Consider the following 13,327-nt stretch of genomic DNA (forward strand, 5'->3'; position numbering starts at 1 on the left):
GCCGGGGGCAACACCAGAGGCCCGGCAAAGCCGGCTCCTCGGTGTTTCTGGCCTTGCAGCCCCCTTTTTTGCGGGTTTGGTCAGGTTTGTGCGATTGAGAATTGATAGCATCCGGGTATTGCTTACTGGCGTGCCCGATATTCCTGGCGCCCTCTCACCGTGCAAACCAAAGACCTCGGCGCAGTGCCGGCCTCCGCCGCCCTGCGCCTCGACCAGCTTCCGAACAACCAGTGGGCCACCGTGCTCGACGTGGCCCGCCCCGAGGGGGCGGACGACCGTGAACTCGTGCTGCGCCTGACCGAAATCGGCTTTGTCCCAGGCGAAGCCGTGCGCATCGTCGCAAGCGGCATCCCGGGCCGCGAGCCGTTGGCGGTTCGCCTGGGCCATACCACCTTCGCCTTGCGCCGCCACGAGGCCGCGCTGATCCATGTCACGCCGGGAGCCGCCAACCATGGTTGAAGCCGTCATCCAGGGCCCGGGTCGCCTCGCCGCCACTGCGCAGCCGGGCCGCATCGCCTTGCTGGGCAATCCCAACTGCGGCAAGACCGCGCTGTTCAACCTGCTGACCGGCAGCCGCCAGAAGGTGGCCAACTACGCCGGCGTGACGGTCGAGCGCAAGGAAGGCACGCTGCGCACCGCCTCGGGCCGCCGCGTGTTCGTGCTCGACCTGCCGGGCGCCTACAGCCTGAATGCGCTGAGCGCCGACGAGGCCGTCACGCGCGACGTCGTCACCGGCCAGAGCAAGGAGGCCCTGCCCGACCTGCTGGTGTGCGTCACCGACGCCACCAACCTGCGGCTGAACCTGCGGCTGGTGCTCGAGGCCAGGCGGCTCGGCCTGCCGATGGTGATGGCGCTCAACATGACCGACATGGCCAGGAAGCAGGGCATCGTGGTCGACACCGCCGTGCTGTCGCGCGAACTCGGCATACCCGTCATCGAGACCGTCGGCGTGCACACCGGCGGCGCAAAGGGCCTGCTCGAAGCGCTCGACACGCCCGTGGCCGCCGCCGTGCCGCAGCCCTGGCAGGCGCCGGGGCTCGACGACGTGCTGGCCACGCAGCGCGAGGTGCGCCGCATTCTGGGCCTGGCGGTGCGGGAGCCGGTCGGCAGCCTGGCCACCAGCGACCGCATCGACCGCGTGGTGCTGCACCCCGTGTGGGGCATGCTGGTGCTGGCCGTCACCATGTTCCTGATGTTCCAGGCCGTGTTCAGCTGGGCCAACGTGCCGATGGACGCCATCAAGGCCGGCACCGAGGCGCTCGGCGGCCTGCTCAAGGCGCACATGCCCGAAGGCATGCTGCAGAGCCTGCTGGTCGACGGCGTGATCGCGGGCGTGGGCGGCGTCATCGTCTTCCTGCCGCAGATCCTGATTCTGTTTCTCTTCATCCTGGCGCTGGAAGACTCGGGCTACCTGCCGCGCGCGGCCTTCCTGCTCGATCGCGTGATGGGCACCGTGGGGCTGTCGGGCCGCTCGTTCATTCCGCTGCTGTCGAGCTTTGCCTGCGCCATTCCGGGCGTGATGGCCACGCGCACCATCAGCAACTGGCGCGACCGCATCACGACCATCATGATCGCGCCGCTGATGACCTGCTCGGCGCGGTTGCCGGTGTATGCGCTGCTCATCGCGGCCTTCATTCCGGCGCGCACCGTGGGCGGCGTCTTCAACCTGCAGGGCGTGGTGCTGTTCGCGCTGTATGTGTTCGGCATCGTCTCGGCCATGGCCGTGGCCTGGGTGATGAAGCGCTTCCGCGACAACACCTCGCATTCGCCGCTGCTGATGGAGCTACCGGCCTACCGCTGGCCGAACCCGCGCAACCTGGCGCTGGGTTTGTACGAGCGGGCCTGGATCTTCATCCAGCGCGTGGGCACGATCATCCTCACGCTGACCATCCTGCTGTGGTTCCTGTCGACCTTTCCGTCGCCGCCCGAAGGCGCGACGGGGCCGGCCATCCAGTACAGCCTGGCCGGCATGATCGGGCGCGGGCTGGAGCACATCTTCGCGCCCATCGGCTTCAACTGGCAGATCTCGATCGCGCTGGTGCCGGGCATGGCGGCGCGCGAGGTGGCGGTGGGGGCGCTGGGCACGGTGTACGCGCTGTCTTCCACCGGTGACGACGTGGCGGGCCAGCTCGAGCCGCTGATCGCGGGCAGCTGGTCGCTGGCGACGGCGCTGTCGCTGCTGGTCTGGTATGTGTTCGCGCCGCAGTGCATCTCGACGCTGGCGGCCGTGAAGCGCGAGACCGGCTCGTGGAAGTACGTGTGGATCATGGCGGGCTACCTGTTCGCGCTGGCCTACGCCGCCTGCTTCATCACCTACCGCGTTGCGGTGGCACTCGGCGCAGGTTAAAACCGACAGCGAAAGGGCTAAACAAGAAATGGCACAGCAACTGATCGTCGGATTGATCGTCGCGGCGGCCGCGTTCTACGCGGTCTGGCGCTGGATGCCTGCGGGCTGGCGGCGCGGCGCCGCGCAGAAGCTCGCGGCCGGCACGCACCGCGCGGGCTGGGTCGACGAAGAGCGCGCCAGGGAGCTCGCCGCCTCGCTGGCCAAGACCTCGGGCTGCGGCTCGTGCGACAGCTGCGGCAGCTGCGCGCCCAAGGCTCCCGTCAAGCAACCGGAAGCCGGCCAGGCCACCCCCCACACAGCCAGCGCGCAGTCGTCCACGCACAGCCGCTGAGACCGATGCCCGCGCACATCCTGGTCGCCGGCGGCGGCATCGGGGGGCTGGCCACTGCGCTGGCGCTTTCACGTCGGCATCACCGCGCCGACGTTTTCGAGCAGGCCGCGGCCTTCGGTGAAATCGGCGCTGGCGTGCAGCTGGGCCCCAACGCCACGCGGCGTCTTCAGCAACTCGACCTGGGCGCGGGGCTCGCGGCCATCGCGGCGCAGCCCGATGCGCTCGTGGTCCACAGCGCCGACAGCGGTTCCGAGCTGGCCCGCATGCCGCTGGGAGACACCATGCGCCAGCGCTACGGCGCGCCTTACTTTTGCGTGCACCGCGCCGACCTGCACGGGCTGCTGCTCGACGCCGTGCGCGCACGGGGCAACGGCACCCTGGTCACTTCTGCCCGCATCCAGCAGGTCGAGACCGGCGACGAGCTCGTCTGCCTGTCGAGCACCGACGCCCGCGCCTGGGAAGGCGAGGCGATCGTCGGGGCCGATGGCCTGTGGAGCATGGTGCGCCGGCAGCTCGACACGCCAACGGCCGACGAGCCGCCCCGCGTCACCGGCCACACGGCATGGCGCGCCATGGCCGAGCAGTCGCGCCTGCCCGCCGCGCTGCGGCGCACGCAGGTCCATGTCTGGCTCGGCCCGCGGCTGCATGCGGTGGCGTATCCGGTGCGCGGCGGGGAGTGGCTCAACGTGGTGGTGATCGCCGAATCGGCACCCGCCGGCGATGCGCGCGACTGGGACCAGTCCGGCAGCATTGCCGCACTGAAGCAGGCCATGGGCCGCAGCTGCGCGGGCCTGCAGGCCTTGCTGGATGCGATGCCCGGCTGGCGCGCATGGTCGCTCGGCGACCGTGTACCCATGACGAGCGCCGCCGACATGGCGAACGAGCGCGTGGCGCTGGTGGGCGACGCCGCGCACCCGATGGTCCCGTACCTCGCGCAGGGCGCGGGCATGGCGATCGAGGACGCGGTGGCGTTGGCCGATGCACTCGGCGATGGCGGCGCGGTCCAGGTGCCGGCCGCGTTCGCGCGCTATGCCGAGTCGCGCTGGGCGCGCAACGCGCAGGTACAGGCGCGGGCCCGCCGCAATGGCGAGATCTTCCATGCGACGGGCGCTGTGCGCCTGGGGCGCGACACGGCGATGCGCCTGCTGGGTGCGAAGCTGCTAGACCAGCCCTGGCTGTACGGCGGCTGAGCGAAAGACGAGCGCGCGCTGAACCACGCGCTCAACGCACAGCGGAGCTAAAGACTTCAGAGCCTGAAGGTCTGAAGATGCTCGATGCGCTCCGCGATCCCTTCCTGCCCGAGGTAGTGGCCGTACGCGCCCTCCTGCATCTTGGAGAGCGTGCTTTCCAGGTCGATCAGCATCGCGTCGCGGTCCTCGATGAAAGCGGGTGGCACGTCGATGCCCGCTTTCGCACAGGCCTCTGCGATGAGGTGCGCGCTCGCGGGCGCACCGCAGGCCGCGCACTTCACGATGGCCGCCACGCTGGGCTCCGCGCCGTTGTCCAGCAACGCCTTCGTGAGCTCGGGCGAGATCTGACCGTCGATGTTGCCCAAGGCGTCGGCCGCCACCGGGGCGCCCGCACGCACCAGCGCGGCGGCTGCGGCAAAGGCGCCATGTCCCACGGCCACATCGGTGGCCAGCGCGCTGCCTTGCTGCGGCCCGTCGAAGCCCACGCCCGCGGCGGCAAGCTCGGCGACAAGCTCGGCATCGTCCGTCCCGATGGCATGGTTCAAGGCCACGCGCGCGAGCGAGGAGTGATGGCGCAGCGTGCCCTCGGCCAGCGGCGTGCGCCAGTCGACCACGGCGCGGCTGTAGAAGGTCACCAGCCGGTCCATCAGGTCGAGGTCGAGCCCGTGTTCCTCGTGCCGGTCGTCCAGGTATTCGAGCAGCGTCTGCCCGGAGAAATAGTCGCTCGTGGGCGCCAGCGGGTCTTCGTCGAGGTGCAGCGCTGCAAGGGCGCCGTGCACGTCGGTGGCGACGGTGTTCACGCTGTCTTCATGCAGCGCGTGCGTCCATGCGGGTGGGAGGCCCTTCTTCCAGGCGACCACCTGGCCCTGCTCGGCACCCGGCTCCACCACCACGTAGATGCGGTCGGTGTACTCGAAGCCGCCGAAGGGCAGGTGCGTGAGCTTGCCGCTCCACGGCGTGCCGTTGTCCCGCGCGGCTTCCCCGGCCAGTTCCAGCTCGTGGTCGATCCAGCCCTGCAGGTCGTGGTAGCCGTCGCTGCCGTTCCAGAACAGCTCGCTCCAGCTGATGGCTTCGAGGTTGCCGTTCATCTCCAGCGACAGGTCGTAGTCGAGCCGGCCGCCCGCCGTGGTCTTCCACAGCGTGCGCAGCGCCTCGGGAACAGGGCCCGCGCACTGCGCCTGCACGGCTTCGATCTGCAGCTCGGTCATCGGTGGCTGCGCATCGAAGATCACGCGGTTGGCGAACAGCACGATGCCGTGTTCGCGAAGGGTGGAGAGCTCGTCGGGTGTGAACCGGGTGTCGTGCATGCGGGTCTCCGTTGTTTGCAAAACTGTAGCGCTTTGCTTCGACGGGGCAATCCGTGCCACCCCAGGTTCATGAGGGACGTTGGCGCGACCCGGCTACAGATCGGTGCGAATCTTCCAGATCTCCGGAAACAACACCACGTCGAGCATCTTGCGCAGGTAGCTCACGCCGCCCGTGCCGCCGGTGCCGCGCTTGAAACCGATCACGCGTTCGACGGTGGTCACATGGCGGAACCGCCAGAGGCGGAAGGCGTCCTCGAGGTCGGTGAGCTTCTCGCCGAGCTGGTACAGGTCCCAGTGTGCATGCGGATCGCGGTAGACCGCGAGCCATGCGGCCTCGACGCCCTCGCTCGATTCGTAGGGCTGCGTCCAGTCGCGCTCCAGCCGGTCGGCCGGCACCGGCACGCCGTGTCGCGCCAGCAGGCGCAGCGACTCGTCGTACAGCGAGGGTGCGCGGTAGGCCTCTTCGACCTGCGCGAGCAGGTCGGCGCGGTGCTGGTGCGGCTTGAGCATGGCGGCGTTCTTGTTGCCCAGCGCGAACTCGATGCAGCGGTACTGCGCGCTCTGGAAGCCGCTGGAGTTGGCCAGGTACGGGCGCATCGCGGTGTACTCGGGCGGCGTCATGGTCGACAGCACGGTCCATGCGCTCACCAGCTGTTCCATGATGCGGCTCACGCGCGCGAGCATCTTGAAGGCGTCGGCCAGCTTTTCTTCGGCGATGCAGCGCATGGCGGCGCGCAGCTCGTGCAGCATGAGCTTCATCCAGAGCTCGCTGGTCTGGTGCTGCACGATGAACAGAAGCTCGTCGTGCGCGGGCGAGAGCGGGTGCTGTGCGTTGAGGATCTCGTCCAGGTGCAGGTAGTCGCCGTAGCTCATGGACTTGCTGAAGTCCAGCTGCGCCTTCTCCTCGTGGACGATGCTCTCGGGGCTCTTGTCGGTGCTCATGTCACTGCGTTCTTGCGGTTGAATTCGGCGCGTCGCCACTCGCCCGTTTCGAGCACCTGCGCCAGATGCTCGACCGAGTTCCACACGTCCTCGAAGCCGATGTACAGCGGCGTGAAGCCGAAGCGCAGGATGTCGGGCATCTGCGAGTCGCCAGCGCGGAAGTCGCCGATGACGCCGCGCGCGATCAGCGCCTGCACGATGGCGTAGGCGCCCGAGCCGCCTTGCGGATCTTCCGGGTTCTTGCGGCTCAGGCACACCTGCGAGCCGCGTTGTGCGTGATCGCGCGGGGTGACCAGCGAGAGGCCTTGTCCGGCGCAGCGCTCTTCGACCAGTGCGATGAACAGGTCGGTGAGCGCGAGCGACTTGGTGCGCAGCGCAGCCATGGCGCCGTTCGTGCCGTTGAAGGCTTCGGCGGCCAGCACGGTGTCGAGCCCGCATTCGAGTCCGGCCAGCGCAATGATGGGTTGCGTGCCGCACAGGTAGCGGCCCACGCCCGGGGCAGGGCGGTAGTGCGGCGTGAACTCGAACGGCGCCGCGTGGCCCCACCAGCCGGACAACGGCTGCTCGAACTGGCCCGCATGTTTCGTGTTCACCCATGCGAACGCCGGTGCGCCGGGGCCGCCGTTCAGGTACTTGTAGCCGCAGCCGATCGCGTAGTCGGCATTGCTGTCGTTCAGCGCGACGGGCACGGCGCCTGCGCTGTGCGCGAGGTCCCATACCGTGAGCGCGCCCACGGCATGCGCGGCGGCGGTGACGGCCTTCATGTCGTGCATCGCGCCGGTGCGGTAGTTGACGTGCGTCAGCATCAGCACGGCCACTTCGTCGGTCAGCACCGAATCCGGGCCTTGCAGTTCGCTCGCGTCGATCAGTTTCAGCGTGAAGCCGCGCTCGCGGCACAGCGACTCGGCAATGTAGAGGTCGGTCGGGAAGTTGCTGCGCTCGCTCACCACCAGCTTGCGTCCACTTTCCTTCTGCTGCGACAGCGCTGCGAACAGCACCTTGTAGAGGTTGACCGAGGTGCTGTCGGTGCACACCACCTCGCCGGGCGCGGCGCCGATCACGCGGGCCACCTTGTCGCCCAGGCGCTGCGGCAGGTCGAACCAGCTCGCGGTGTTCCACGAGCGGATCAGGCCTTGGCCCCATTCCTGGGTCACCACTTCGGCGATGCGCGCGGGCGCGGCGGCGGGCATCACGCCGAGCGAATTGCCGTCGAGGTAGAGCACGTCGGCGGGGATGGTGAATTGCGCGCGCAGGGCGCGCAGCGGGTCTTGCGCGTCGAGCGCGCGGCAGTCTGCAAGGGTCGTCATGGTGGAGGTTTCAGCGAGAAAGTTCGCGCAGCACGGCGCGTACGGGGGAGGCATCGGCGCTGACCAGCTTCAGCGGCAGCGCGATGAGTTCGTAGTCGCCTTCGGGCACGTCGTCGAGCACCAGGTTCTCGAGCACGCGCAGGTCGAGGCGGCGGATGCGCTGGTGGCTTTCCAGCGTCTTGCTGTCGGCCGGGTCGATGCTGGCGGTGTCGATGCCGATGAGCTTCACGCCCATGGCCGCGAGGCGCTCGACCGTCTCGGGCGCGTAGGCCGCGAGTTGCGGGTCCCACTGGCCCACGGGCATGGTGGTGTAGGTGCGCACCAGCACGCGCGGCGGCAGCTGGCTGTCCACGGCGTGGGCAATGTGCTCCCACTCGATCAGCGCTCCCTTGCCGATCGCGTGGATCACGCGGCACGGGCCGAGGAAGGGCGTGAGGTCGACGTGGCCGATGGTCTGGCCTTCTGGGTCGTAGTGCAGCGGTGCGTCGGCATGCGCGCCGACGTGGGGCGAGAGCTTGATCTCGCTGACGTTCACCGGGCAGCCCGGCGAAATGGTCGCCGCCCAGCGCTGCTGGTAGGGCGTGTCGCCGGGAAAGACCGGCGTGCCTTCATGCACGGGCGGCGAAATGTCCCAGATGCGTTGCGAGTGTGAAGAAGCCATGGCGCGAAGTTAGCGCCGGCCGAGGGGTCGTGGTGTCGGTTATTTCCAACACAGCACGTGACGAGTTGAACTGGTCAGTGCAACGAAGACAGCGCGGGCAGGCCGTGCCGGGCGCGTGCACGCTCGCAGGCGTCGCTGCCGGCCTGCAACTCGTGGCAGGGGTTGGGTCGCCATTCGTAGATGCCGCAGCCCACGGCCTGGCCGATCTTGCCGGTGAGCGCGGCGCAGCGCATGGGCGTGTGGTCGGTGCCGCGCATGCGGCAGATGGCGTCGTTCACGTCGACGGCAAGGCCGGAGGGCACCTTGCCGCCGTTGTCGTCGAGCTCGTGCACGCTGAAATCGACGCGGTAGCTGGCGCAGCAGGCGCCGCATTGCTGGCAATCGGACATGCGGCGGCTGCTCCGGGCGCTCAGAGCCTGCCGAGCAGCAGGAACTCCATCAGCGCCTTCTGGGCGTGCAGGCGGTTCTCGGCCTCGTCCCACACCACCGACTGCGGCCCGTCGATGACTTCGGCCTGCACCTCTTCGCCGCGGTGGGCGGGCAGGCAGTGCATGAACAGGGCGCCGGGCTGGGCGATGCGCATCATGTCTTCGTCGACGCACCAGTCGGCGAAGGCCTTGCGGCGCGCCTCGTTCTCGGCCTCGTAGCCCATGCTGGTCCAGACGTCGGTGGTGACGAGGTCGGCGCCGCGGCAGGCTTCCATCGGGTCCTTGAAGACCTTGTAGCTGTCGCCCGAGCGGATGCCCGCGATCGACTGGTCGACCTCGTAGCCGCTGGGCGTGCTCACGTGCACGGTGAAGCCCAGGATCTCGGCCGCCTGCAGCCAGGTGTTGGCCATGTTGTTGCCGTCGCCCACCCAGGCCACCGTCTTGCCCTGGATGGAGCCGCGGTGCTCGATGTACGTGAAGATGTCCGCCAGGATCTGGCAGGGGTGGAACTCGTTGGTCAGCCCGTTGATGACCGGCACGCGCGAGTGCGCCGCGAAGGTGTCGATCTTGGTCTGCTCGTAGGTGCGGATCATCACGATGTCGACCATGCGGCTGATGACCTTGGCGCTGTCCTCGATGGGCTCGGCGCGGCCCAGCTGGCTGTCGCCGGTGGTCAGGTGCACCACGCTGCCGCCGAGCTGGTACATGCCCGCCTCGAAGCTCACGCGGGTGCGCGTGCTGGCCTTCTCGAAGATCATGGCCAGCGTGCGGTCGGTCAGCGGCTGGTGTTTTTCGTAGGTCTTGAACTTCTTCTTGATGACCGCCATGCGGTCGAAGAGGTAGGTGTATTCGTCGGCCGTGAGGTCGGAGAACTGCAGGTAGTGCCGGATGGCCGCGGGTGTGGCTGTTGTCGTGGCGGTCGTCATTGGGCGGCAGGCTCCGACAGGAAGTTTTTGACGATGGGCGCGAGGATGGCGACGATTTCGTCGGCCTCGGCAATGCTCAGGATGAGCGGCGGCACCAGGCGGATCACCTTGTCGGCCGTCACGCTCAGCAGCAGGCCGGCGTCGCAGGCGCGGTTCAGGATCACGCCGCAGGACCGGTCGAGCTCGATGCCCAGCATCAGGCCCTGGCCGCGGATGTCGGTCACACCGGGCAGTTCGCCGATTTCGCGTTCCAGCGCGGCCTTCAGGTGGGCGCCCACGGTGGCCGCGTTTTCGAGCAGCTTGTGCTCTTCCATGATGCGGATGGTTTCCACCCCGGCGCGCATGGCCAGCGGGTTGCCGCCGAAGGTGGTGCCGTGGTTGCCCGGGCCGAAGATGTGGGCGGCCTTGGGGCCGGCCACCACGGCGCCGATCGGCACGCCCGAGCCCAGGCCCTTGGCCAGCGGCATCACGTCGGGCTTGATGCCGGCCCACTGGTGGGCGAACCACTTGCCGGTGCGGCCCATGCCGCACTGCACCTCGTCGATCATCATGAGCCAGTCGCGCTCGTCGCACAGGGCGCGCACCTGCTTGAGGTATTCGACGCGCATCGGGTGGATGCCGCCTTCGCCCTGGATGGTCTCGAAGAACACGGCGACCACGTTGGGGTTGCCTTCGGTGGCCTTCTTCAGTGCCTCGAGGTCGTTCAGCGGCACGCGGATGAAGCCTTCCACCAACGGGCCGAAGCCGGCCTGCACCTTGGGATTGCCGGTGGCCGACAGGGTGGCGATGCTGCGGCCATGGAAGGCGGCTTCGTACACCACGATCTCGGGGCGCTCGATGCCCTTGTCGTGGCCGAACTTGCGGGCCAGCTTCAGGGCGGCTTCGTTGGCCTCAAGGCCGGTGGAGCAGAAGAAGGCGTTGGTGAGGCCCGAAAGCTCGGTCAGCTTGGCAGCGAGCTGTTCCTGGCCGGGCACGTGGTAGTAGTTGGAGCTGTGGATCAGCTTGGTCAGCTGGTCCTGCAGCGCGGGCACCAGCTCGGGGTGGTTGTGGCCCAGCGTGTTCACGGCGATGCCGCCCAGGCCGTCGATGTAGGCCTTGCCCGCGGTGTCCCAGACTCGGCAGCCCTGGCCGTGCGACAGCGCGATCGGCAGGCGACCGTAGGTGTTCATGACGTGGGGCGAGGTGGGCTGGGCAGTGGCGCTCATTCGGTATCTCCAGAAAGGGAACGCGAATTCTAGGCGCGCGATTTGACGGCTTCGTTGAGGATTGCGCATCACAGCAATGCCCCATGTTCAGGATGCAAAAAGTGGCGCGGATAGAATCGCTTGCTGCACCGCAGCACCTGTTCCGGTCGCCTCAATCAACGATGATTTCCCCCACCGCCAAAGAAATCTTCATCCAGGGCATCACCAAGGATGGCCGGACCTTTCGCCCGAGCGATTGGGCCGAGCGCCTTGCCGGTGTCATGAGCTCCTTCCGCCCTGGCGGTGCCTTTCCGGGCAGCTACCTGAGCTATTCCCCCTGGTGCGTGCCGACCTCGATCAACGGCGTGAAGTGCGTGATCGTCAACCGCGACCTGCGCGATGCCGAACCCATGGCCTGGGATTTCTGCGTGAACTTCGCCAAGGACAACGACCTGCAGGTGTCCGAGATGTCGCCGGCGCCCCCCGCACCGGCTGTGCCGAGGGCTGCGCAGACCCCGGTGGCCGCCGTGGTGCGCTCCGACCCCGTCGCGCCTGTGATCCCCGTCGAGCAGCCCAAGACCGACCGCCCATGAAAAAACCGCCCGAAGGCGGTTTTTACACTTTGCTGCAGCGCACCCCGATCAAACGGCGGACCGGAGAATTCCGGTCCGGGCTTGCCTGACAGGTGTCAGGCGGCTGCGGCCTTTTCAGGCGCGAGGGCGAGGGCCTTGACCTTGGCCGACAGGCGGCTCTTGTCGCGGGCTGCCTTGTTCTTGTGGAAGATGCCCTTGTCGGCGACGGTGTCGACGATGCTCTGGGCCTTCGCGAACAGTTCGCTTGCCTTGGTCTTGTCGCCGGCCAGAACAGCCTTTTCGACGTTCTTAACCGCGGTACGGTATTTGGAGCGCAGCGAGGTGTTCGCAGCGTTGAGCTTGGTGTCCTGGCGGACGCGCTTACGGCCGGAGGCGAGGCGCGGGTTCTTTTTCTTGGGCTTGGCGGATGCCATGATTTATTCCTTAGGTGTCTGAGGATGATGCAGCAAAGCCCTCCATTATAGGCTGGGTTGGAGGTTTCGCCCAATCCGGCCACGGGTCGGCCCGTTCCGGCCTTGGGCGGGGCCTACACTCGGCCCCCGTGTCACTGCTCAAATCCGCCTCCACCGTCTCCCTGCTGACCCTCGCATCGCGGATCACGGGCCTCGTGCGGGACGTGCTGTTCGCCTCGGTTTTCGGCGTCAGCGCGCTGACCGACGCCTTCAACGTCGCCTTCCGCATTCCCAACCTGTTTCGCCGGGTGTTCGGCGAAGGCGCCTTCAGCCAGGCCTTCGTGCCGGTGCTGGCCGCGCGCAAGACAGAAGCCGGCGAAGAGGGCGCCCAGCAGCTGATCGACCATGTCGCCACGCTGCTGACCTGGACGCTGGTGGTCGTGTGCGTGGCCGGCGTGGCCGGGGCGCCGCTCCTGGTCTTGGCCATGGCCAGCGGGCTGCCTGGCTTCGACGCGGCCGTGGTCATGACGCGCTGGATGTTCCCGTACATCGGCTTCATGTCGCTGGTGGCGCTGGCGGGCGGCATTCTCAACACTTGGCGCAGGTTCGCGGTGCCGGCCGCGTCGCCGGTGCTGCTCAACATCGCGCTGATCCTGTCGATCTCGGTCGGCGCGCCGCTGTTTCGCCGCTGGGGCATCGAGCCGATCTATGCCCAGTGCGTGGGTGTGCTGGTGGGCGGCGTGCTGCAGCTGGCCCTGCAGGTGCCGGCGCTGCGCAAGCTCGGGCTCATGCCGCGCATCGGCGCGAGCTTCAAGGCGCTGCGCACCGCCTGGACCGACCCGACCACCCGCAAGGTGCTCAAGCTGATGCTGCCCGCGCTGCTGGGCGTGAGCGTGGCGCAGATCTCGCTGCTCATCAACACGCAGATCGCCTCGCACCTTGCCGTGGGCAGCGTGACCTGGGTGACCAATGCCGACCGGCTGATGGAGTTCCCCACCGCCATGCTCGGCGTGGCGCTCGGCGTGGTGCTGATGCCGCAGCTGGCCGGTGCGCGCGCCGCCAAGGACGACGCCCGCTATTCGTCGCTGCTCGACTGGGGCCTGCGCCTGGTGGTGATGCTCTCAGCCCCTTGCGCCGTCGCGCTGCTGCTGTTCGCCAAGCCGCTGGTGGCCGTGCTGTTCCACAACGGCGCCTACACCGGCGAGGACGTCGGGCGCACCACCCTGGCGCTGATGGGCTACGGCGTCGGGCTGGTCGGCATCGTGGCCGTGAAGGTGCTGGCGCCGGGTTACTACGCCAAGCAGGACACCCGCACGCCGATGCTGATCGCCGTGGGCGTGCTCGTCCTGACCCAGGTCCTCAATGTCTTTTTGGTGCCGGTGCTCCAGCACGCGGCGCTGACCCTGACGATTGCCATCGGCGCGCTGGTCAACGCGACCTGGCTGCTGGTCGGCCTGATGCGCCGCGGCAGCTACAAGCCCGAGCCCGGCTGGGGCAAGTTCGCGCTGCAGGTGCTGGTGGGCACGGCGGTGCTGGCGGCCCTGCTGGCCTGGGGCTCGCAGCATTTCGACTGGGTCGGCCTGCGCGAGCAGCGGCTGCTGCGCATCGGCCTGCTCGCCGCGCTCATCGCCGCTGCCGCGCTGCTCTATTTCGCCGTGCTGGCGGCGGTGGGCGTGCGGCTGCGCAGCTTCCTTCGCCGCTGAATGCGCCCGCAGGGCG

14 protein-coding genes are annotated in these 13,327 nt (G+C 68.3%); 6 read left to right on the forward strand and 8 right to left on the reverse strand.

From position 1 onward, the window contains the following. Nucleotides 1-159 precede the first annotated feature (159 nt). From ACSFBM_RS03200 to ACSFBM_RS03215, 4 genes are read left to right on the forward strand one after another with little or no spacing between them, the layout of a single operon-like run. Nucleotides 160-459 carry a FeoA family protein gene (locus tag ACSFBM_RS03200; RefSeq protein WP_435435310.1) on the forward strand — a complete coding sequence of 100 codons (300 nt, stop codon included), beginning with the start codon at nt 160-162 and terminating at the stop codon, nt 457-459. Then, nucleotides 452-2,347: a ferrous iron transporter B gene (gene feoB, locus ACSFBM_RS03205; RefSeq protein WP_435483102.1), complete on the forward strand. Its 1,896-nt coding sequence runs from the start codon at nt 452-454 to the stop codon at nt 2,345-2,347. The genes ACSFBM_RS03200 and feoB overlap by 8 nt, the downstream gene beginning before the upstream one ends. Before the next feature lie 28 nt (nt 2,348-2,375). Further along, nucleotides 2,376-2,678: a DUF6587 family protein gene (locus ACSFBM_RS03210; protein WP_435483103.1), complete on the forward strand. Its 303-nt coding sequence runs from the start codon at nt 2,376-2,378 to the stop codon at nt 2,676-2,678. A gap of 5 nt (nt 2,679-2,683) precedes the next feature. Further along, entirely contained in the window at nt 2,684-3,868 is a 1,185-nt protein-coding gene (locus ACSFBM_RS03215) for an FAD-dependent monooxygenase (RefSeq protein ID WP_435483104.1), read from the forward strand. A 56-nt stretch (nt 3,869-3,924) separates the two neighbouring features. On the opposite strand, the gene ACSFBM_RS03220 is transcribed toward ACSFBM_RS03215, so the two are convergent. From ACSFBM_RS03220 to ACSFBM_RS03250, 7 genes are all read right to left on the reverse strand, one after another. Next, a complete protein-coding gene (locus tag ACSFBM_RS03220) occupies nt 3,925-5,175 on the reverse strand; it encodes an SMI1/KNR4 family protein (protein ID WP_435483105.1) in 1,251 nt (416 codons plus the stop codon). A gap of 93 nt (nt 5,176-5,268) precedes the next feature. Continuing rightward, entirely contained in the window at nt 5,269-6,117 is an 849-nt protein-coding gene (gene kynA / locus ACSFBM_RS03225) for a tryptophan 2,3-dioxygenase (RefSeq protein ID WP_435483106.1), read from the reverse strand. Further along, nucleotides 6,114-7,424, reverse strand: coding sequence for a kynureninase (gene kynU, locus ACSFBM_RS03230; protein ID WP_435483107.1), 1,311 nt, complete (start codon nt 7,422-7,424; stop codon nt 6,114-6,116). The genes kynA and kynU overlap by 4 nt, the downstream gene beginning before the upstream one ends. Before the next feature lie 10 nt (nt 7,425-7,434). Then, nucleotides 7,435-8,085 (reverse strand): arylformamidase, encoded by a 651-nt coding sequence (kynB, locus tag ACSFBM_RS03235; protein ID WP_435483108.1) that lies wholly within the window; start codon nt 8,083-8,085, stop codon nt 7,435-7,437. A gap of 74 nt (nt 8,086-8,159) precedes the next feature. Beyond that, nucleotides 8,160-8,474, reverse strand: coding sequence for a YkgJ family cysteine cluster protein (locus ACSFBM_RS03240; protein ID WP_435483109.1), 315 nt, complete (start codon nt 8,472-8,474; stop codon nt 8,160-8,162). Nucleotides 8,475-8,494: 20 nt separating this feature from the next. Continuing rightward, the gene (gene argF / locus ACSFBM_RS03245; protein WP_435483110.1) at nt 8,495-9,439 is read right to left on the reverse strand and encodes an ornithine carbamoyltransferase; all 945 of its coding nucleotides are present in this window, start codon (nt 9,437-9,439) and stop codon (nt 8,495-8,497) included. Beyond that, on the reverse strand, nt 9,436-10,644 hold the full coding sequence (locus ACSFBM_RS03250; protein ID WP_435483111.1) for an aspartate aminotransferase family protein: 1,209 nt from the start codon (nt 10,642-10,644) through the stop codon (nt 9,436-9,438). Before ACSFBM_RS03250 ends, argF begins: the two co-directional genes overlap by 4 nt. Before the next feature lie 161 nt (nt 10,645-10,805). On the opposite strand from ACSFBM_RS03250, the gene ACSFBM_RS03255 reads away from it, so the two are divergent. Then, on the forward strand, nt 10,806-11,216 hold the full coding sequence (locus tag ACSFBM_RS03255; RefSeq protein WP_435483112.1) for a DUF3579 domain-containing protein: 411 nt from the start codon (nt 10,806-10,808) through the stop codon (nt 11,214-11,216). A 95-nt stretch (nt 11,217-11,311) separates the two neighbouring features. On the opposite strand, the gene rpsT is transcribed toward ACSFBM_RS03255, so the two are convergent. Then, nucleotides 11,312-11,629, reverse strand: a complete 318-nt coding sequence (gene rpsT / locus ACSFBM_RS03260) for a 30S ribosomal protein S20 (protein ID WP_409166639.1) — start codon at nt 11,627-11,629, stop codon at nt 11,312-11,314. Between the two features lie 128 nt (nt 11,630-11,757). Here rpsT and murJ point away from each other — a divergent pair, with 128 nt between their 5' ends. Beyond that, the gene (gene murJ, locus ACSFBM_RS03265) at nt 11,758-13,311 is read left to right on the forward strand and encodes a murein biosynthesis integral membrane protein MurJ (protein ID WP_435483113.1); all 1,554 of its coding nucleotides are present in this window, start codon (nt 11,758-11,760) and stop codon (nt 13,309-13,311) included. Nucleotides 13,312-13,327: the final 16 nt, after the last annotated feature.

The organism is Variovorax pasteuri, assembly GCF_051216435.1.
GTDB lineage: Bacteria > Pseudomonadota > Gammaproteobacteria > Burkholderiales > Burkholderiaceae_C > Variovorax.

What these genes read in the sequence shown, in the direction of transcription:
- feoB (WP_435483102.1), top strand. Translation starts at nt 452, where the DNA reads ATGGTTGAAGCCGTCATCCAGGGCCCGGGTCGCCTCGCCGCCACTGCG.
- ACSFBM_RS03210 (WP_435483103.1), top strand. Translation starts at nt 2,376, where the DNA reads ATGGCACAGCAACTGATCGTCGGATTGATCGTCGCGGCGGCCGCGTTC.
- ACSFBM_RS03215 (WP_435483104.1), top strand. Translation starts at nt 2,684, where the DNA reads ATGCCCGCGCACATCCTGGTCGCCGGCGGCGGCATCGGGGGGCTGGCC.
- ACSFBM_RS03220 (WP_435483105.1), bottom strand. Translation starts at nt 5,175, where the DNA reads ATGCACGACACCCGGTTCACACCCGACGAGCTCTCCACCCTTCGCGAA.
- kynA (WP_435483106.1), bottom strand. Translation starts at nt 6,117, where the DNA reads ATGAGCACCGACAAGAGCCCCGAGAGCATCGTCCACGAGGAGAAGGCG.
- kynU (WP_435483107.1), bottom strand. Translation starts at nt 7,424, where the DNA reads ATGACGACCCTTGCAGACTGCCGCGCGCTCGACGCGCAAGACCCGCTG.
- kynB (WP_435483108.1), bottom strand. Translation starts at nt 8,085, where the DNA reads ATGGCTTCTTCACACTCGCAACGCATCTGGGACATTTCGCCGCCCGTG.
- ACSFBM_RS03240 (WP_435483109.1), bottom strand. Translation starts at nt 8,474, where the DNA reads ATGTCCGATTGCCAGCAATGCGGCGCCTGCTGCGCCAGCTACCGCGTC.
- argF (WP_435483110.1), bottom strand. Translation starts at nt 9,439, where the DNA reads ATGACGACCGCCACGACAACAGCCACACCCGCGGCCATCCGGCACTAC.
- ACSFBM_RS03250 (WP_435483111.1), bottom strand. Translation starts at nt 10,644, where the DNA reads ATGAGCGCCACTGCCCAGCCCACCTCGCCCCACGTCATGAACACCTAC.
- ACSFBM_RS03255 (WP_435483112.1), top strand. Translation starts at nt 10,806, where the DNA reads ATGATTTCCCCCACCGCCAAAGAAATCTTCATCCAGGGCATCACCAAG.
- rpsT (WP_409166639.1), bottom strand. Translation starts at nt 11,629, where the DNA reads ATGGCATCCGCCAAGCCCAAGAAAAAGAACCCGCGCCTCGCCTCCGGC.